Here is an 18,203-nt window from a genome sequence, read left to right as displayed (position 1 = left end):
CCACCCAGCTCCCCCACCAACCCTTCCGCATTCCTGATCCTTCGAGGAGAACACCATGAACGACGCGTCCCCGCAGCAGTACCTGGTCGTGGCCAACGACGAGGAGCAGTACTCCCTCTGGGAGGCCGGCCGGCCCGTCCCGCTCGGCTGGCACGACCAGGACGTACGCGGCACCAAGGAGGAGTGCCTCGCGCACATCGAGCGGGTGTGGACGGACATGCGCCCGCTCAGCCTCCGCGTGAGCATGGCCGGCTGACCCGACGATCCCCGGGCACCACGCCGCCCGGCAGACCCCACCGCGGGCTGCCGGGCGGCGCGGCGGTGCCGGAAGGAACCCCGCATGACCAGCTCGTACCCCGGCGGCTCCGCGTCATCGCGCCGCCGCACCCCGCTGGGCGCCCTGGTGGCGGCCTCCGGGATCTCCTCGCTCGGCATGGCGGCGACCCTGGTCGCCGTGCCCTGGTTCGTCCTGCACAGCACCGGCAGCGGCACCCGGACGGGGCTCGTCGCCACCGCCGAGGTGCTGGGGCTGCTGTGCTCCGCGGTACTCGCGGGTCCGGTGGTCGACCGACTGCCCGTCCGTGCCACCAGCGTCGGGGCGGATCTGCTGACGGCCGCGGCGATCGGCCTGATCCCGCTCCTGCACGCCTGGGGCGCCCTGCCGCTGCCCGTCCTGATCGTCCTGGTCTTCCTGGTCGGGGCGGCCCGCGGCTCGTCCGACACCTCCAAGCAACTGCTCCTGCCGGACGCGATGGAACGCGCGGGCGTGACGGCGGAGCGGGCCACCGGAGCGGTCGAGGGGGCCCGCCGGATCGGCATGATGGCGGGCGCGCCGCTGGCCGGCCTGCTCATCTCGACCGTCGGCCCCGTGCGCACCCTGTTCGCGGACCTGGCGGCGATGGCGTCGTGCGCCCTCGTCGTGCTGATCCTGGTACCGGCGACGGCCCGTCCGCGCCCGGTCGGGGACGGACAACCGCGCGGTTCCTATACGCAGGAACTGCGTTTCGGAATCGGGCAGTTGCGCAGGGACCGGCTCCTGGGCGCGATGGTGGGGGTCCTGATGCTGACCAACGCCCTGGACGGGGCGCTGAACGGCGTGCTCTACCCGGCGTACGGCACCCAGGTGCTGCGCAGCAGCGCCCTGTTCGGGGCGATGGTGACCGCCATGGGGGCCGGCGCGCTGCTCGGGGCGGCCCTGTACGGCTGGGCGGGGCACCGGATGCCGCGGCGCGCGGTCTTCGTCGGGGCCTTCGTCCTGGTCGGGGCGGTGCGGTGTGCCGCGCTGGCCGCCGAGCCCCGGGCGACGGTACTGCTGGCGGCACTGGCCCTGTCCGGCATCGGGTCGGGGATCGTGGGCCCGCTGATGATGTCGGTCGCCTACGAGCGGGTACCCGAGGCGGTACGGGGGCGGGTGTTCGGTCTGCTGGTCGCCGCCGCGCTGGCGGCGACGCCGCTGGGCATGCTCGGTGCGGGGCTGGCCCTGGACGCGGCGGGGCTGGTGCCGGCGCTGCTGGGGACGGGAACGCTATACCTCACGGTCACCCTGGCCCCGCTGGTCTTCCCGGTGTGGCGGGAGCTCGACGGCCGGGGCCCTGCGGAGCGCGCGGAGCCGCCCGCCGAGCGGGAGCAGGAGTCTGCGACCCCTGTAGGCGCCGGAATCATGTCCGAATAGCCCGGATCCATCCGCTTATGCGGCCCCTCACCATCGCGCCAGGCAGCTTGATGAGCAGTCTGATCGATCACCGAGGGGCCTTCTGCACGGCAAGGTTGGTCCTGCACCGACCGGCGCGGACGGCCCACGAAGTGGCCCGCGCCCGGACCAGACCGCTCGTATTACTGGGGATCCCATGCTCAAGCGTTACGTCTTCGCCCTGTCCGTAGCCGCGTCCGCGCTGCTGCTGCCCGCCGCCGGCGCCGCACAGGCCGCCGACGGCGACACGGCCACGACCACCGTGACGACCACCACCGGGGGCGAGGGCGGCGCCACCACCCAGACGCCGCGTCAGATCGTCATGCCCAACGGCCGGGTGGTGACGGTCGGCATCACGCCGGGCACCCGGAACCGCGACACGACCGACAGCTCCTGGGGTGGCTGACCCCACCGGCCCGTAGGGGCCGCCGAAAGGGGGGAGGGAGGAGCGCGATGCGGTCCTCCCTCCCCCCTTTTTCACCTGTCGCGCCGTCAATCGCTTTTACTGCCGAGGCAGATGACCGCGTAGCGGGCCTGCGGGGCGCCGACGCGTCGACGCGACCAGCCGGCCGGTACGTACAGCAGTTCTCCGGGCAGCAGCCGGCACTGGAAGGACTCCGGCCGGCCGCTCTCGCCGGTCCCGGTCAGCTGCCAGGTCACGGCGCCGGCGATCTGGTGGATCAGCAGGTGCTCCCGGCCGCCGGGCTGCCGGGTCCAGGCCGCGTCCACACCGACGCCCGGGGCGGCCCCGGCCGTCTCCACCCCGTCCAGTCGCACGGACAGGCCCGTGAGCGAGGCCAGTTCGGCGGTGAACCGGTCCACCAGCGCCGGGCACACACCGCCGCCCGCCGGGCCGGCCCCGGTGTCGTAGGCGTCCTCGACCTCGTCGACTTCTTCGGTGTCGACGGTGTCGTCACCGTCGATGTCACCGAACGCCGGGTTGTCGTACTCGGGCCACAGCACACCCGGCGCCCGGTCCAGGTGGACCGAGAGGAACAGGACGATCTCCCGCAGGTGCGGGGCCTCCCGTTCCCAGGCTTCATCCGGCATGTCCATCACGCGCCCCTCTTGTTCGGCGGCTCCACAGCTCCCATCACAGCAGCATGCGACACGCCCGCCGACCGCGACAGACACGAAAACGCGTGACACCAGCTCAGGAAGGCTGTACCGGGTCGCCGTCCACCTCGACCTCCGGGTCCAGCAGTCCGCGCGCGGCGGCGGCCACACCGGCCTGGAAGCGGCTGCCCGCACCCAGCTCCTGCATGATGTCAGCGATGTGGCGCCGGGCGGTGCGCAGCGACATCCCCAGGCGACGGGCGATGGCCTCGTCCTTCAGCCCCGCCGCCAGCAGCCGGATGATCGTCTCGTGGATCTCCCGGGCCACCTCCTCGAGCCCCTGACCCGCGGCGGGCGAGAACGGGGAGGCCAGGTCCCAGGTCTGGTCGAAGATGTTGCACAGGTAGTCGACGGTGGACGGCTCGCGGATCACCACGGCGCCCCAACTGCCGTCGGAGACCGGGATGAAAGCCAGTTCCCGGTCGAAGGCGATGAGCCGGCCGAACAGTTCGTGCGCGGTGCGGTACTGCGCCCCCAGTACGGACGTGGCCGCGACGTAGGCCTGACTCGGCCCGTTGAAGCGGGCCGTGTGGTGGTAGAGGGTCCGGATCGAGATCCCCCGCTGGAGCATCGTCTCGTCCCGCCGCAGCGCCTCCTGCATCGCCTCCGGCACCCTGCTGCCGCCCCCGGGCTGCGAACTGAGCATCTCGGTCGTGCAGTTGAGGGAGGCCCGGTTGAGTGCCCCGCGCACGTCCTCCAGGCTCTCCAGGACCTCCAGCGACTCCCCCGTGGAGCGGCGGCCCAGATAGTGCGGCAGGAAGCGGCCCAGGTCCTCGCGGATCCCGCTGATCGCCCGCTGCTGGTCGCGGATCTGCGCCTCCAGAGGCGCGACGAGTTGCTCGGCTGCCGTGTCCGGAGCCACCGCGAAGGCGACCGTCGGGTCGACCGGGCTCACGTGCAGCAGACGTGAGGCCCGCAGGCGGGACACACTGCGCCGGACCTCCTCCACCTCGCGCCCCGTACCGGCGGCCACCGCGTCCACGTCCACCGTGCGGTGTTCGAGCACCCACCCGTAGATATCGATGTCAACATCGGCGTCGTTCGGATCCGGCACCACGTCAGATGTCTGCATTGTCCCACTTTGCCTTTTTCGCCCCTGGTCGCTTTACTGCCAGGCACTTTGGTGAGGTGCCCGCCCCCTGGCGCCAGGATAAGCAGGACGAAAGGCTGGACCCCACGAACAGCAGCGGGTGTCCGGCCACTTCAGGCCCCGGACGTCCGAAACGGTGCGATCACGCCCAAAGTGATCGCACCGCCACCGGGGGTGCCGAACCCCGCCGCTTCCCTTCTCCTTCGATCCGGAATCCGGAGCCCCACATGCTGCACACCACGCTCACCGCCCGCTCGCCGGAGCTGCCCGCCCTGACCCCCCGCGAGCAGGAGGTCCTCGCCTACCTCGCGCAGGGGGACACCTACCGGATGATCGCGTGCCGGATGGGGCTGAGCCCGCACACCGTCGACACCTACCTGCGCCGGCTGCGCAGCAAGACCGGTGCGGTGAACCGGACCCAGCTCACCCACATCGCCTTCCGGATGGGCTACTGAGCCGACCGCACGCCCGTTGCCCCGGCCTCGGCCCCGACCACCGGGGCAGCGTCCTCGAACGTGCGCATCCGCCTCAGCGGGGAGCAGAGCAGGACCAGCGGGGCCGCCGACAGGGCCGCGGCGCACACCCACAGCGCGTCCCGCACGCCGAGGAGCTCACCGAGGAGTCCCGCCAGCAGGCCGCTCAGGGGCAGTACGCCCCACACCAGGAAGCGCATGGTGGCGGTCATCCGACCCAGCAGGTGCGGCGGGCAGACCGTCTGCCGGTAGGTGACCTGGCAGATGTTGTACAGGGTGACGCCGGCCGACTGGACGAGCGAGCCGAGCACGAACAGGCCGATCCGCCAGCCCTTGTCCGCCAGCGGGAGCAGCAGCCCGAAGGGCATGGTCACCAGCAGGGACAGCCACGTGAGCCGGGCCGCGCCGACGGCCCGGGTCACCCGGTCCGCGGCGGTGGCGGCCAGCACCGAGCCGATCGTGGCCGTCGTCAGCACCCAGCCGACGGCCGCGGGCGGCAGCCCCGCGGTCCGGGTCAGGAAGAGCACCTCGATGGCCATCACCGCGCTGAGGAACAGGTTCACGGCGGCCGTGTTCAGGGCGATGAGCCGCAGGATCCGGTGGCTCAGGACATAGCTCAGCCCCTCGCGGATGTCACGCAGCAGGTGCCGGCGCGGGGCCGGTTCCGGCTTCTCCTCCCGGGCCTCGATCCGGCCCAGCAGGACCACGGAGACCAGCGAGGTGACGGCCTGGCCGGCCAGCGTCCCGGCCGCGCCCAGCAGTTGCACCAGGAAGCCGGCGATACCGGGGCCGGCGAACTCGGCCCCCGAACGCACGGTCTCCAACTTCGAGTTGCCCGCGATCAGGGTCTCCTTGCCGATGAGGCTCGGCAGATAGCTCTGATCGGCGACGTCGCCGAACAGCCGGGCGCAGCCCAGCAGCAGGGCGACCCCGTACAGCAGCGGCATCGAGTGCAGGCCCAACAGGTAGGCCACCGGCAGCGCCGTCAGCAGGAGGACGCGCGCGAGGTCGGCGGCGATCATCACGCGGCGCTTGCGCATCCGGTCCACCCAGGCCCCGGCGGGCAGGCCCAGCAGCAGGAACGCCGCGTGCTCCGCGGCGGACAGCAGACCCGCCTGCATCGCCGAGGCGTCGAGGGTGAGCACCGCCAACAGCGGCAGGGCCACGTACGTGATGCTGCCGCCCAGCTCGTTGCAGATGTGCGAGGACATGAAGAGACGGAAGTCCTTGCGCTGCCGGCGCTCCACGGCCTGACCGGTTTCGGTGGACTCGTCGGTGGTGACGGACACGGGTGCGTTCCTTGTCTGCTCGCGGACGGGGTCCGCGGGGTGCGGGTTCATCGGAGGGCGGGCGCGGGGAGCGCCTTGGGGTCGAGCTTGCCGCCCGGGGTACGGGGCAGCCGCTCCATCAGTGTCACCACGGCGGGTACGAGGTACCCGGGCATGGTGGCCAGAAGGTGACGGCGCAGTTCGTCCGGGGTGAGGGTGCTGCCGGCCGTGACGGCGGCCCAGGCGGCGAGCTGCGGTCCGCCGGCCGCCGCGACGGCGCGCACGACCACGTCGACGATGTCGGGGTGGGCGGCCACGGCCGCCTCCACCTCCTTGAGTTCGACGCGGTGGCCGCGGATCTTGACCTGGTCGTCGGCGCGCCCGAGGAAGACGAGCGGGCCGCCGGGAGCGCGGGTGACCCGGTCGCCCGTGCGGTACATGCGCCCGCCCGGGGCGTCGGCGAAGGGGTCGGCGACGAACCGCTCGGAGGTCAGGCCCGGCCGGCCGTGGTAGCCGCGCGCCAGGCAGGAACCTGCCAGGTACAGCTCGCCCGCTGCGCCGGGGGGCGCCTCGCGCAGTTCCTCGTCGAGGACGTACGCCCGTACGCCGGCCAGGGGTTCGCCGAGCGGGATCAGCTCGTCGCCGGTGAAGGCGGCGAGTTCGGCCGGTGCCGGCTCGTAGGAGGTGGCGGTGATCGTGGACTCGGTGAGGCCGTAGCAGCTGATCACCGGGGGGTGGCCGGCCGTCGTCCAGCGCGTGAGGTCCGCGGTGCGGCCCGCGTCGCTGCCGATCACCACGCGGCGCAGTGCGGACGGCAGCGGCCGGGGGGCGCGCTCCAGGTCCTTGGCCCACTGCGACCAGTACGGGGTGGGCAGGTTGACGACGCTGATCCGCTCCGCGGCCAGGAACGGCTCCAGTTCGGCGGGCGAGAGGACGTTGTCCTTGACGAAGACTGCCGCGCCGCCCGTGCACCAGGTGGGCAGGGCCTCCTCCAGGCTGACGTCGAAGGCGGGGGCCGCGAACTGCAGGACCGCGTCCTGCTCGGTCAGCCCGTAGCGTTCGGCCAGGGTGGCGACCTGTGCGGCGAGTCCGGCGTGGCCGACCGCCACGGGCTTGGGCTGCCCGGTGGATCCGGAGGTGAAGAGCACGTAGGCCAGGGACCCCGGTGCGATGTCGGCGGGCGGGACCGCCGATGTGGGCGCAGCGGTCGTGGTGGACGCCCAGAACAGCTCGCTCCCGGTGCGGCGTTGCAGCGTCGCGGCGGCGTAGGTGTCCGGGGCGACCGCGTGCCGGGTGCCGGCGGCCCGCAGCAGGGTGCGCAGCCGCTCGTCGGGGGCGTCGAGATCCACCAGGAGGGGGGCCGCGCCGGCGTACCAGATGCCCAGCAGCCCCACCGCCCAGTGGACGCCGCGGCGCACCCCCAGGAGCACGGTGTCCTCCGGCCCGGCGCCGGCGGCGCGAAGCTCCTCGGCCACCGCGCGTGCCCGGCGGTCGAACTGGCGGTACGTCAGCTCGCCCTCGGGTGCGCGGACCGCGGTGGCCTCGGGTGTGAGCCCCGCCCGGTGCGCGATGCGCAGGGGCACGGGGGTGGTCTCGGTCGGGCTCATGGTGGTGGTGTCTCCTGGGGGTGCGGTCGGGCTCTTCGCGGCGGGGTCCGACTTGGTCGGACCGGCTGGGGCCGGTTACGCCCGCTCGCGGGAGCGGGGGCGCAGCGCGGGGCGGGCGGGGGCGGTGGTGGCCCCGGCCAGGCGGGCGGCGATGCCCGCGGGGGTGGGCGTCTCGAAGAGATCGCGGATGCCCAGCCGTACGCCGAGTTCGGTGCCGATGCGGCCGGCCAGCCGGGTGGCGAGGAGCGAGTGGCCGCCGTGGGCGAAGAAGTCGTCGTCCATCCCGGCCTCCTGGAGGCCCAGGACGGAGGCGAAGATCTCGCAGACCGTCTTCTCGGTGGGGGTGGCGGGCAGGCGTCCGGCGGGGCGGTGCACGGTGGCCGGGTCGGGGAGCGCTTTGCGGTCGAGCTTGCCGTTGACGGTGAGCGGGAACTGCGGCAGGTGCAGGAACAGCGACGGGACCATGTAGTTGGGGAGGTTCCGGCCCAGTTCCGTGCGGACCTCATCGGCGGTGGGCGTACCGGTGAAGTAGCAGACGAGCCGCTGCTGGCCCGCGTGGTCGCGGTCGACGGCGACGACGGCCTCGCCGACGCCCGGCACGGCGCGCAGCGCGGTCTCCACCTCGCCCAGTTCGATGCGGTTGCCGCGGACCTTGACCTGGTGGTCCTGGCGGCCGAGGAAGTCGAGCTGGCCGTCGGCCCGCATCCGGGCGAGGTCGCCGGTGCGGTACATGCGGCTGCCGGGCACGGCGGAGAACGGGTCGGGGACGTAGCGCTCGCTGGAGCGGCGGGGGTCGCGCAGGTATCCGGGGCCCACGCCGGTGCCGCCGATGAAGAGTTCGCCGGGCACACCGGGCGGCACGGGGGCGAGCGCGGCGTCCAGCAGGTAGAGGGAGTTGTTGCGCAGCGGGCGTCCGACGGGCAGCCGGCCGTGTTCCAGCTGGGTGTGCACGTCGGGGCCGATGAAGGCGTGCGTGTTGTCGTCGGAGCACTCGGTGAGGCCGTAGGCGTTGACGATCGCGGCCTGCGGGTGGCGCGCGTACCAGCGGGTGCACAGTTCGGGCGGCAGCACCTCGCCGTTGACGATGAACCAGCGCAGCTCGGGCAGGGCCGGCGGCAGCACACCGGTGTCCCACAGGTCGACGGCGGCGCGGACAAAGGAGGGCACGGTCTCCAGGACGGTGATCCCCCGGCGGGCGGCGTCGTCGAACAGGGCGGCCGGGTCGCGGGCGGTGTCCCGGGTGACCAGGTGGACCTGTCCGCCGGTGATCAGCGGGGCGAGCATCTGCCACACGGAGATGTCGAAGGTGAGCGGGGCGTTCATCACCACGCGGTCGCCGTCGCCGAGACCGAGGTCCTCGACCTTGGCCAGGAGGTGGTTGTTCATGCCCCGGCGGTGGACCATGGCGCCCTTGGGCTTGCCGGTGGAGCCCGAGGTGAAGCAGACGTAGGCGAGGGCGTCGGGTCCGCCGGCCGGTGCCGGGCGCTCGCCCGGGGCTGCGGCGGCCGCGTCGTCGATCACCAGGACGGGCAGCCCGCCGGGGACCGCGGCGGCGATCTCCTCGGCACGCGCCCGCTGTTCGGGGGCGGCCAGCAGGCGGGCGATCCCGCCGCTCGCCAGGAGGTCGGCGGTACGGGTGACGGGGCCCTCGGGGTCGAGGGGGACGTAGGCCGCACCGGAGCCGAGGATGCCGAGCATCGCGACGGGGACGCGGGCGGTGGGCTCGCTGAGTACGGCGACCAGGTCGCCGGGGCGCACTCCGTCGGCGAGCAGGGCCAGGGCGAGGGCGTCGGCGCGGGCCACGAGGTCCGCGTAGCTCAGTTCGCGGCCGGTTTCGTCGGTGGTGGCGACGGCGTCGGGGCGGCGCCCGGCCTGCTGCCGGACGCGCTCGACGACCTCCGCGTACTCCTCGTCGCGGGCCGTGTCGTTCCATTCGACCAGGACGCGGTGGCGTTCGGCGGGCGAGAGCAGGTCCACAGTGCCCACCGGGCACGAGGGGTCCTCGGCGACGGCTTCCAGGAGCCGGGCGAGCCGTTCGATCAGGGCCTGGGCGGTGTCACGTTCGAAGACGTCCGGCCGGTAGTCGATCTGCAGCCGCAGCCGGTCGCCGGGGATGGCGGTCAGCGAGAGCGGGTAATGGGCGGCGTCGTACGGGTCCACTCCGGTGACCTGGAGCCCACCCGCGCCGAGGGCGGCGAGGCCGGCCGCGTCGACCGGGTAGTTCTGGAAGGCGACGCAGGAGTCGAAGAGCTCGCCCGCTCCCGCGAGCCGCTGGATCTCGACCAGGCCCAGGTGGTGGTGGTCGATCAGGCGCGCCTGCTCGTCCTGGAGCCGCTCGAACAGTGCGACGAGGGACTCGGTCGGGTCGATCCGTACGCGGACCGGCACGGTGTTGATGCACAGGCCCACGATGTCGGCGACGCCGGGCAGTTCGGGGTCGCGGCCGCTGACGATGGCGCCGAAGACCACGTCCTCGGAGCGGATCTGCCGGCCGAGCAGGAGTGCCCACGCGCCTTGGAGCAGGGTTCCGGAGGTGATCCGGTGGGCGCGGGCGAGGGCGCCGAGCCGTTCGGTGAGGGACTCGGGGAGGTACGTCTCCACGCGGTCGGGCAGCACCGAGCCGGGCGGCGGGGACACGGGCGCGGTTCGGGTTCCGCCGGCCAGGCCGTCCAGCGCGCGGGTCCAGGCGTCGTGGGCGGCGGTCGTGTCGCGGCTGTGGAGCCGGCTCAGGAAGGCGGAGTAGGGGGTGACGGGTCCCAGCGGGGCGTCGTCGGCGTCGTGCAGGGCGAGGAGTTCGCGGATCAGGACCGGCCAGGACCAGCCGTCCATGACGATGTGGTGGTAGGTCAGCAGCAGTCGGTGGGAGAGCGGGCCGGTGCGGACGAGGGTGAAGCGCAGCAGCGGCGGCCGGGCGAGGTCGAAGCGGGTGGCCCGGTCCTCGGCGAGGAGGGTGTCGACGGCGGCGGTGCGCTCGCTCTCGCCGAGCCCGGACAGGTCCACCTGCTGCCAGGGGGCCCGTACGCCGCGCTGGACGACCTGGGCGGGTTCGCCGGTGGCGCGGCGCAGGAAGCCGGCGCGCAGGTTGGCGTGCCTCTCCAGGACGGTGTCGGCGGCGGCGCGCAGCCGGTCCGCGTCGAGGGGGCCGTCGAGGTCGAGGAGCAGCTGGGCCACGTAGACGTCGCGTTCCTCCTCGTCGAAGAGGGCGTGGAAGAGGATGCCGTCCTGGAGCGGGGACAGGGGCAGGACGTCCTCGACCAGGGAGCGGGCGGCCGGGGCGGCGGCGGGTGCGGCGGCGGGTGCGGCGGGGGTGGACGGCGGGTGGTTCACGGCGGTGTTCCTTCGGTGGTCAGGCGGTCTGGGTGCGGCGGGCCCGGCGGACGACCGGCGGGTCCTCGGCGCCGGCGCCGGCGGCCGCGGCGGAGGGCAGGGCGGCGGCCAGTTCGGCGACGGTGGGGCCGGTGAAGAACTGGCGGATCGTGATGGCAGCGCCGAAGCGGTCCCGGACCTCGGCGAGCAGCTGGGTGGCGAGCAGGGAGTGGCCGCCGAGGTCGAAGAAGCTGTCGTGGACGCCGATGTGCGGTACGCCCAGGACCTTTTCCCAGATGGCGCACAGGGCGCGCTCGTCGTCGGTGCGCGGCTCCTGGCGGGCCCCCGCGGTGCCGGCCGTCGCCGGGCCCGGCACGGGCAGGGCGGCCAGGTCGGTCTTGCCGTTGGCGGTGACGGGGAAGGCGTCGAGCAGGGTGAGGGTGGCGGGCACCATGTAGTCGGGCAGCCGGGCGCGCAGGTGCTCGCGCAGTTTCCGGGGGTCGGGTGCGGGGGTGCCCTCGGCGGGGACGGCGTAGCCCGCGAGCGCGGGACCGGCGGCCGTGTCCACGACGGTGACGGCGGCCTGGCCCACCGCCGGGTGGCCGGCCAGGACGTGCTCGATCTCCGCGGGTTCGATGCGCAGTCCGCGGATCTTGACCTGCCGGTCGGCGCGGCCGAGGTACTCGACCTGGCCGTCCGCGTTCCAGCGGGCCAGGTCGCCGGTGCGGTACATCCGGCTGCCCGGCGGGCCGTAGGGGCAGGCGACGAAGCGTTCGGCGGTCAGCCCGGCCCGGCCGAGGTAGCCCTGGGCGAGTCCGGCGCCCGCGATGTAGAGCTCGCCGATGACGCCGGGCGCCACGAGGCCGAGCCGTTCGTCCAGGACGTGCAGCTGTGTGCCGTCGAGGGGGCGGCCGATCGGGACCTGTCCGGTGGGGGCCTCCTGGCCCGGGCCGACGGCGAAGGTCGCCGCGAAGGTGGTGGTCTCGGTGGGGCCGTAGGCGTTGGTGACGGTGGTGCGGGGGCAGGCCTCGCGGACCCGGCGGACCATGGACGGCGAGGCGGCCTCGCCTCCGGTCATCACCTCGTGCAGCGTGCCGAGCGCGGGCAGGCAGCGGTCGGCGAGGACGTTGAAGAGGGTGGCGGTGAGGAAGGTCCCGGTGACCTTCTCCTCGGACATCAGCCGGGCCAGCGCGTCGACGTCGAGTTCGCCGGGCGGCGCGACGACGACCAGGCCGCCATTCAGGAGCGGCACCCACAGTTCGTAGGTGGAGGCGTCGAAGGCGTGCGGTGAGCGGAACAGCACCCGCTCGTGCGCGCCGCCGCGCCAGCGCCGGTCGGTGGCGAGGGCGACGACCTCGCGGTGGGAGACGGCCACGCCCTTGGGGGTGCCGGTGGAGCCGGAGGTGTACATCAGGTAGGCGAGCGCGTCGGCGTGCCCGCTCGGTCCGCTCCGTCCGCTCGGTCCGCTCGGTCCGACGCTCCCGGCCGTCCCGGCCTCCGTGGCGGGCCGTCCGTCCGGACGCAGTACATGGCGCGGACCCGCCGGTACGGGCTCCCCCTCCGGGACGTCGGTGACGAGGACGGCGGCCCCGGCCGCGGTGAGCACGGCCTCGGTACGGGCGCGCGGAGCCCGCGCGTCCAACGGCAGGTAGGCGGCGCCCGCCTTGAGGATGCCCAGGCAGGCGGCGACGAGGTCGGCGGAGCGGTCCATCAGTACGGCGACGGACTCCCCCGGTCGCACGCCGAGGGCGCGCAGCCGGCCGGCGATCCGGGCGGCCCGGGCGTCGAGTTCGCCGTACGTCGTCTCCCGGCCGGCGCAGAGAACCGCGGGGCGGTCCGGGTGGGCGGAGGCGCGCTCCTCGAAGGCGCCGTGGACGGTCCGGGCGTCGGGGGTGACGGGCGCGCCCTGCCAGTGCTCCAGCAGGTCGGCGCGCTCCCCGGGCAGCAGGACGTCGAGTGCGGACAGCGGGACGCCGGGCTCGCGGACGACGGCGCCGATGAGGTGGACGAGACGGTCCAGCAGGAGCCGGGCCGTGGTCCCGTCGAACAGGTCGCTCGCGTACTCCAGCCCGAGGGCCAGGCCCAGGGGTTGCCCGGTGGCCGGGTCGTGGAGCTCCTCCACCTCCAGGGTGAGGTCGAACTTGGCGGTGTCGGTGCGCACCGCCTCCACCTCGGCCCGCAGGCCCGCGAAGGTGGGGGTCCCCGGCTCGCCGCGCTGGGCGGAGACGGCGACCTGGAAGAGCGGGTGGCGGGCGGGCGAGCGGGCCGGGTTGAGGCGTTCGACCAGCGATTCGAAGGGCAGTTCCTGGTGGGCGTATGTCTCCAGTGCGGCGGTGCGCACCCGGCCCAGTACTTCCGTGAAGGTGGGGTCGCCCGAGGTGTCGGCGCGCACGATCAGGGTGTTGACGAAGAGGCCCACGAGGTCGGTGAGCGCTTCGTCGTCCCGGCCGTCGACGGGGCAGCCCAGCGGCAGGTCGGTGCCGGCACCGAGGCGGGTGAGCAGGGCCGCGAAGGCGGCCTGGACGGCCATGAACGGGGTGGCGCGGGCGCCGCGGGCCAGCGCGGCCAGTCCGGCGTGGGCGGCTGCGTCGGTCCGTGCCTCCACCAGCGCGCCCCGGTGGCCGGCCACGGCCGGGCGCGGCCGGTCGGCAGGCAGGGCCAGTTCCTCGGGCAGGCCGTCGAGGACGGTCGCCCAGTGGGTGAGCAGTCGGCCGTGCAGGGAGTCGGGGTCCTGGGCCGAGCCGAGGAGTTCGCGCTGCCACAATGCGTAGTCCGGGTACTGGACGGGCAGTTCGGGCCACTCGGGCGACCGGCCGGCGCACCGGGCGGTGTAGGCGGCGGCGAGGTCGCGGACGAGGATGTTCACGGAGTGGCCGTCGCCCGCGATGTGGTGCAGGACCAGGAGCAGGTAGTGGTCCTCGGCGCCGTCGGTGAACAGGTCGGCGCGCAGCGGTGGTTCGGTGCGGAGGTCGAAGGGCCGGGACGAGGCTTCCTCGGCCCGCCGGGCGCGTTCTGCCGGGGGGCAGTCGGTGACGGTGAGCACCGGGGCGGCGTCCGCGGGGTCCAGGACCCGCTGGTGGGGGCGGCCCGCCTCGTCGGGGAAGACGGTGCGCAGTGCCTCGTGGCGGCCGCTCACGTCCGCGAGCGCGGCGCGCAGGGCCGGGCGGTCGAGGGCGCCGCGCAGCCGCAGTCCGACGGGGATGTGGTACAGAGCGCCGTCGGCGCCGTCCCGGGCGTGGAACCACAGCCGCTGCTGGGCGTGGGACAGAGGGATCACAGCAGTGCTCCGAGCTGGGATTCGAAGGTGTCGAGGTCGGCCTGGCTGACCTGGGCGAGGGAGACGTCGGAGGGGGTCAGCCCACCGGCGTCCGGGCGGGCGGCGTGGGTGACGACGGCGCGCAGCATGGTGAACCACTCCTGCGCGAGGTCGTGGACCCACGGCCCGGGGAAGGCGTTGCCCGCCCAGGTCCAGGTGGCGCTGAGGGTCAGGCCGTCGGGGCCCTCGTGGGCGGCCGCGTTGACCTCCACTGCGTGGGCCATCGGGAGGCCTTCGTCGGCGTCGTCGAGGGCGAAGTCGTGGCCGGGCGCGGCGTCCCAGGGGGCGTCGCCGCCCATCGGGAACCGGCCGAGGTAGTTGAAGCCGATCTGGGGGATGCCGCGCGCGGCGAGATCGGGCCCGGTACGGGAGTTGAGGTGGCGCAGCAGCCCGAAGCCGATTCCCTTGTCGGGTACGGCGCGCAGCTCCTCCTTGACCAGCCGCAGGGCGGCACCGACCGCGGGTCCGCCCAGGCGGGCCTCGTCGAGGTCCGGGCGGCCGAGGGCGAGGCGGACGGGGAACACGGTGGTGAACCAGCCGACGGTGCGGGACAGGTCGGTGCCGTCGGCGACGTCCTCCCGGCCGTGGCCCTCGACGTCGATGAGGACGGCGCCCTCCTCGTCCGCCCCGTCCGCCTCGTCCGCCCGGTCCGCCCCGTCCGCCCCGTCGGCACCGCGCCGGCCGAGCACGGCGAGAGCCAGGGCGGTCAGCAGCACGTCGTTGACCGTGCCGTTGACGAGGCCGGGCGCGGTGGTGAGCAGGGGGCCCGTCACGTCCGGCCCGAGGGTCAGGGTGAGGGTGTTCTCCGGGCTCTCCGGGTCGAGCCCACCGGGCGCGCGGACCCCGGCCAAGGGCTGGGGGGCTTCCCGCAGGGCGGCCGCCCAGCGGTCGGCCTCGGTGGTCCGGCGGCCTGAGGTGGCCTCCGCACGCAGCAGGTCGGCCCAGTGCGCGAAGGGGGTCGCCGCCGGTTCCAGGACGGGCTCGCGGCTCTCGTCGAGCGCCGACCAGCAGCTGCGCAGGTCGTCCTGGAGGATCCGCCAGGAGACGCCGTCGACCACGAGGTGGTGGATGACGAGCGCGAGCCGTCCCTGCTGTCCGGCTCCCCGGTCCAGGAGTACGGCGCGCAGCATGTGGCCGTCCCGGGGCGAGAGCAGGCGCCGCGCGGCCCGCATCCGCTCCCGGGTCAGGGCGGGGAGTTCCCCCTCGGCGGTCCCGCGGGCGTCCACGTGCTCCAGCAGGTCCGCCGCGGCGACGGAGCCCGCGGGTGGTACGACGGGTTCGGCGCCGGTGGGCCCGATGCCGTCGGGCAGCCGCAGGCGGAGCATCTCATGGGTGTCCAGGAGGGCCTGGACGGTGCGTTCGGCGGCGGCCGCCCCGAAGCCCGGCGGGGTGCGCAGGACCAGCGACTGGTTGTACGTGTCGACGGGACCGCCGAGTTCGGCGAGCCAGCCCATGATGGGGGTGGGTGCCAGCGGGCCCAGACGGCGCGGGGGCGTGGTCGGTCCGGCGTCCGCGCCCACCCGGCCTTGGGCGCGGGCGGTGGCGGCGAGCGCGCTCACGCTCTCCGCGCGGAGCACGTCGCGGGTACTGACGACCAGGCCGGCCGCGCGGGCACGGCTGACGACCTGGATCGCCTGGATGCTGTCGCCGCCCAGCCCCGTGAAGCTGTGGCCCGCGTCGACCTCGGCGCGGCCGAGGACCTCGGCGAAGAGGGTGCGCAGGGTTCGTACGGGGTCGGATCCGGCCGGGTGCCCGGTGCGGTGGACGGGCTCAGCCACGGGGCGCGTCCCCGGCGAGGGCGGCCACCAGGGAGGCGGGGCGCATGTCGGTCCAGACCCGCTCGACGTGGTCCAGGCAGGCCTGGCGGCCGTCGGGGCCGTGCACGACGGTCCAGCCGGCCGGGACGGGGTTGGTCGCGGGCCACAGGGAGTGCTGGAGCTCGTCGTTGCGGACCACGACGTAGGAGGCGTTGTCGTTCTCGAAGGGGTTGCTCATGGCGGTTCACCTTTCGGGTCGGGTGCGGCCGTACGGGTCGTACGGCGCGTCGTCGGAACGGGTACGGCGGAGGATCAGGAGCGGGGGGCGGCCTCGATGTCGAGGCGGACCAGGGCGCGCGCCGCGTCGAGGGCGGCGTGCACGCCGGCGGGCTCCGCATGGCGGGCGATCACGTGCCCGAGCCGGTCGGAGGCGCTGCGGGGCGTGCGTACGGGAGTTCCAGGGGCGGCGGTGACCAGCACCGATTCGACTCCCTCCACGGCCGCCGCGGCCTCGGCTCCGTGGACGGCCGTGAGGGTGCCGTCGGTGTCGGCGAGGAGGAACTGGATCCCGGCGTGACCGGCCTCCTCGGCCTTCAGGTGCGGGGGCAGGCCGAGGGCGGCGCGCAGCTGCGCGTCGAGGAGGTCGACGCCGGAGGCGAGCCGGATCAGTTCGGGGATCATGCCGCCGGCCGGGCGCGGGTTGATCTCGACGAGGGCGGGCCCGTCGGCGGTCAGTTTGACCTCGGTGTGGGTGGCGCCCAGCCGGATCCCGGCCGCGTCCAGGGCCGCCGTCACCGTGTCGGTGATCAGCTGGGCGGTGGCGGCGGGCAGTGGGGCGGGGAAGAGGTGGCGGTGCTCGACGAAGTGCGGTCCGGCGGTGACGGACTTGGCGGTGATGCCGACGCACACGGCCTGCCCGTCGCCGCCGAACATCTCGACGCTGTACTCCGGCCCGTCCAGGTACTCCTCGACGAGGACGGTGCGGGCGGTGGGCATGCCCCGCACGTTGGTGTCGATCGCGAGGATCCGCTCGATCTGGGCGCGGACCTCGGCCTCGTCGGCGCAGAGCAGGACGTTGGTGGAGCCCGAGTCGTCGGCCGGCTTGACCACGCACGGCAGTCCGGTGCGGGCGACGGCGGCCGCGGCTCCGGCCGGCTCGCGGACGAGGGAGTAAAGGGGCTGGCGGACGCCCGCGGCCCGCAGTCTCTCGCGCAGGGCGGACTTGTCGCGGCAGACGGCCACCGCCTCGGGCGCGTTGCCGGGCAGACCGAGCCACTGGGCGATCCGGGCGGCGGCCGGTACGTAGAAGTCGCTGGTGGTGGTGACCCCGACGATCTCCTCGCGGCGGAACCGCTCCTGTACGGCGGCGCGCAGGGCGGCGTCGGAGTTGGTGTCGCAGCGCACCACCTCGGCGCCGGTCTCCGCGAGTCCTCGGTAGCGGTCGGGATCGCCGGTCAGCAGGACGGGCACGGTGCCCAGTTCGCGCGCCCGCTCCAGCGCGAGCATGCCGGTGCCGGTGGTGTTGGACTCGACGAACAGCAGGTGCCGGCCGATCCCGGCGGGCGGACTGTAGGCGACGGTGGACCAGGTGCGGGCGGTCCCGTCGGGACCGAGGGCGGCCGGCGCGGTGGCGGTGGGCACCTCGCGCAGCCGGTTCGCGTCCCAGTGCTCGTCGTTGTAGACGGTGTCGGCGTAGCGGTCGCCGCGGTCGGGGAGGATGCCGACGATCCGGGTCCCGGGTTCGGCGCGGTCGGCGAGGCCGGTGAGGACCCGGTAGACGGAGCCCGAGGTGTTGCCGCCGAAGATCTGCTGCTCGCGGGCGAGGTCCCAGGTCGCGGCGAAGGCCTCGTGGTCGTTGAGCCAGTGCACCTCGTCGACGAGGGTGCGGTCCAGGTTCTTGGGCAGCAGGCTGTTGCCCAGCCCGCTCTGCAGCCGCTGCGGTACGTCGGGCTGGCCGAAGAGGGCGCTGCCCACGCAGTCGACGCCGACGACGTGCAGGGCGGGCAGCCGCTCGCGCAGCGCCCGGGCGGTGCCGCAGAGGGAGCCGCCGCTGCCGACGGCGCCGACGAGGGTGTCGAACCGGCCGAGGTCCGCGAGGAGTTCACCGGCGAGGGTGCGGTAGGCGCCGGGGTTGTCGGGGTTGGTGTACTGCTGCGGCCAGAAGGCGCCGGGCAGTTCGGCGAGCAGCTCCGCGAGCCGCTCCAGGCGGGCGCTCTGCCAGCCGTGGCTGGTCATCGCCTCGACGACGTGCACCCGGCAGCCCAGGGCGCGGAGTTTGGCGAGGGTGACGGGGTCGATCCGCGGGTCGGTGACGATGTGCACCTCGTGGCCCAGCGAGCGGCCGACGAGGGCGACGCCGAGGGCCATGGTCCCCGAGGAGCTCTCGATGACGGGGTCGCCCGGCTTCAGGGTGCCCAGCCGCCTGGCCTCCAGCAGGATGTTGCGGGCGACGCGGTCCTTCATCGCGAACAGGTTCTGCAGTTCCAGCTTGGCGTAGACCTCCACGCCCCGGGCCTCGCCCAGACGCAGCCGGACCAGCGGGGTCCCGCCGATCGCGTCCGTCACGGTGTCGAACAGCAT

Annotated in this window: 13 protein-coding genes; 4 read left to right on the top strand and 9 right to left on the bottom strand. The window is 74.3% G+C overall.

The window, feature by feature from the left end:
* Positions 1-55: 55 nt before the first annotated feature.
* The 3 genes from ACIPK4_RS30945 to ACIPK4_RS30935 all read left to right on the top strand — a co-directional run bounded on the left by ACIPK4_RS30945 (position 56) and on the right by ACIPK4_RS30935 (position 2,096).
* Entirely contained in the window at positions 56-256 is a 201-nt protein-coding gene (locus tag ACIPK4_RS30945; RefSeq protein WP_030756641.1) for an MbtH family NRPS accessory protein, read from the top strand.
* A gap of 84 nt (positions 257-340) precedes the next feature.
* On the top strand, positions 341-1,672 hold the full coding sequence (locus ACIPK4_RS30940; protein WP_402318731.1) for an MFS transporter: 1,332 nt from the start codon (positions 341-343) through the stop codon (positions 1,670-1,672).
* 175 nt (positions 1,673-1,847) lie between these two features.
* Positions 1,848-2,096, top strand: a complete 249-nt coding sequence (locus ACIPK4_RS30935; protein ID WP_402318728.1) for a hypothetical protein — start codon at positions 1,848-1,850, stop codon at positions 2,094-2,096.
* An 86-nt stretch (positions 2,097-2,182) separates the two neighbouring features.
* On the opposite strand, the gene ACIPK4_RS30930 is transcribed toward ACIPK4_RS30935, so the two are convergent.
* Both ACIPK4_RS30930 and ACIPK4_RS30925 read right to left on the bottom strand, forming a co-directional pair.
* Positions 2,183-2,746: a hypothetical protein gene (locus ACIPK4_RS30930; RefSeq protein WP_402318725.1), complete on the bottom strand. Its 564-nt coding sequence runs from the start codon at positions 2,744-2,746 to the stop codon at positions 2,183-2,185.
* A 97-nt stretch (positions 2,747-2,843) separates the two neighbouring features.
* Positions 2,844-3,878, bottom strand: a complete 1,035-nt coding sequence (locus tag ACIPK4_RS30925; RefSeq protein ID WP_402318722.1) for a LuxR C-terminal-related transcriptional regulator — start codon at positions 3,876-3,878, stop codon at positions 2,844-2,846.
* A gap of 245 nt (positions 3,879-4,123) precedes the next feature.
* Between ACIPK4_RS30925 and ACIPK4_RS30920 the strand changes: the two genes are divergently transcribed.
* On the top strand, positions 4,124-4,351 hold the full coding sequence (locus tag ACIPK4_RS30920; protein ID WP_054224050.1) for a response regulator transcription factor: 228 nt from the start codon (positions 4,124-4,126) through the stop codon (positions 4,349-4,351).
* Here the strand turns inward: ACIPK4_RS30920 and ACIPK4_RS30915 are convergent.
* From ACIPK4_RS30915 to ACIPK4_RS30885, 7 genes are all read right to left on the bottom strand, one after another.
* Positions 4,345-5,658: an MFS transporter gene (locus ACIPK4_RS30915; protein WP_402318719.1), complete on the bottom strand. Its 1,314-nt coding sequence runs from the start codon at positions 5,656-5,658 to the stop codon at positions 4,345-4,347. The two genes, ACIPK4_RS30920 and ACIPK4_RS30915, sit on opposite strands and share 7 nt — an antisense overlap.
* A gap of 47 nt (positions 5,659-5,705) precedes the next feature.
* Positions 5,706-7,244 carry an amino acid adenylation domain-containing protein gene (locus ACIPK4_RS30910; RefSeq protein WP_402318716.1) on the bottom strand — a complete coding sequence of 513 codons (1,539 nt, stop codon included), beginning with the start codon at positions 7,242-7,244 and terminating at the stop codon, positions 5,706-5,708.
* A gap of 75 nt (positions 7,245-7,319) precedes the next feature.
* Complete coding sequence (locus ACIPK4_RS30905) at positions 7,320-10,571, bottom strand: amino acid adenylation domain-containing protein (RefSeq protein WP_402318713.1); 3,252 nt, start codon at positions 10,569-10,571, stop codon at positions 7,320-7,322.
* A 19-nt stretch (positions 10,572-10,590) separates the two neighbouring features.
* Positions 10,591-13,827: an amino acid adenylation domain-containing protein gene (locus tag ACIPK4_RS30900; RefSeq protein ID WP_402318710.1), complete on the bottom strand. Its 3,237-nt coding sequence runs from the start codon at positions 13,825-13,827 to the stop codon at positions 10,591-10,593.
* Complete coding sequence (locus ACIPK4_RS30895) at positions 13,824-15,644, bottom strand: condensation domain-containing protein (RefSeq protein ID WP_402318708.1); 1,821 nt, start codon at positions 15,642-15,644, stop codon at positions 13,824-13,826. Before ACIPK4_RS30895 ends, ACIPK4_RS30900 begins: the two co-directional genes overlap by 4 nt.
* The gene (locus tag ACIPK4_RS30890; protein ID WP_054223397.1) at positions 15,637-15,861 is read right to left on the bottom strand and encodes an MbtH family protein; all 225 of its coding nucleotides are present in this window, start codon (positions 15,859-15,861) and stop codon (positions 15,637-15,639) included. The genes ACIPK4_RS30895 and ACIPK4_RS30890 overlap by 8 nt, the downstream gene beginning before the upstream one ends.
* 74 nt (positions 15,862-15,935) lie before the next feature.
* Positions 15,936-18,203: a pyridoxal-phosphate dependent enzyme gene (locus ACIPK4_RS30885; RefSeq protein ID WP_402318704.1), complete on the bottom strand. Its 2,268-nt coding sequence runs from the start codon at positions 18,201-18,203 to the stop codon at positions 15,936-15,938.

Source organism: Streptomyces sp. NPDC086989 (assembly GCF_044745505.1).
Taxonomy (GTDB): domain Bacteria; phylum Actinomycetota; class Actinomycetes; order Streptomycetales; family Streptomycetaceae; genus Streptomyces.
The sequence above is the reverse complement of the archived record's forward strand: the minus strand, read 5'-3'. Positions and strand labels throughout refer to the sequence as shown.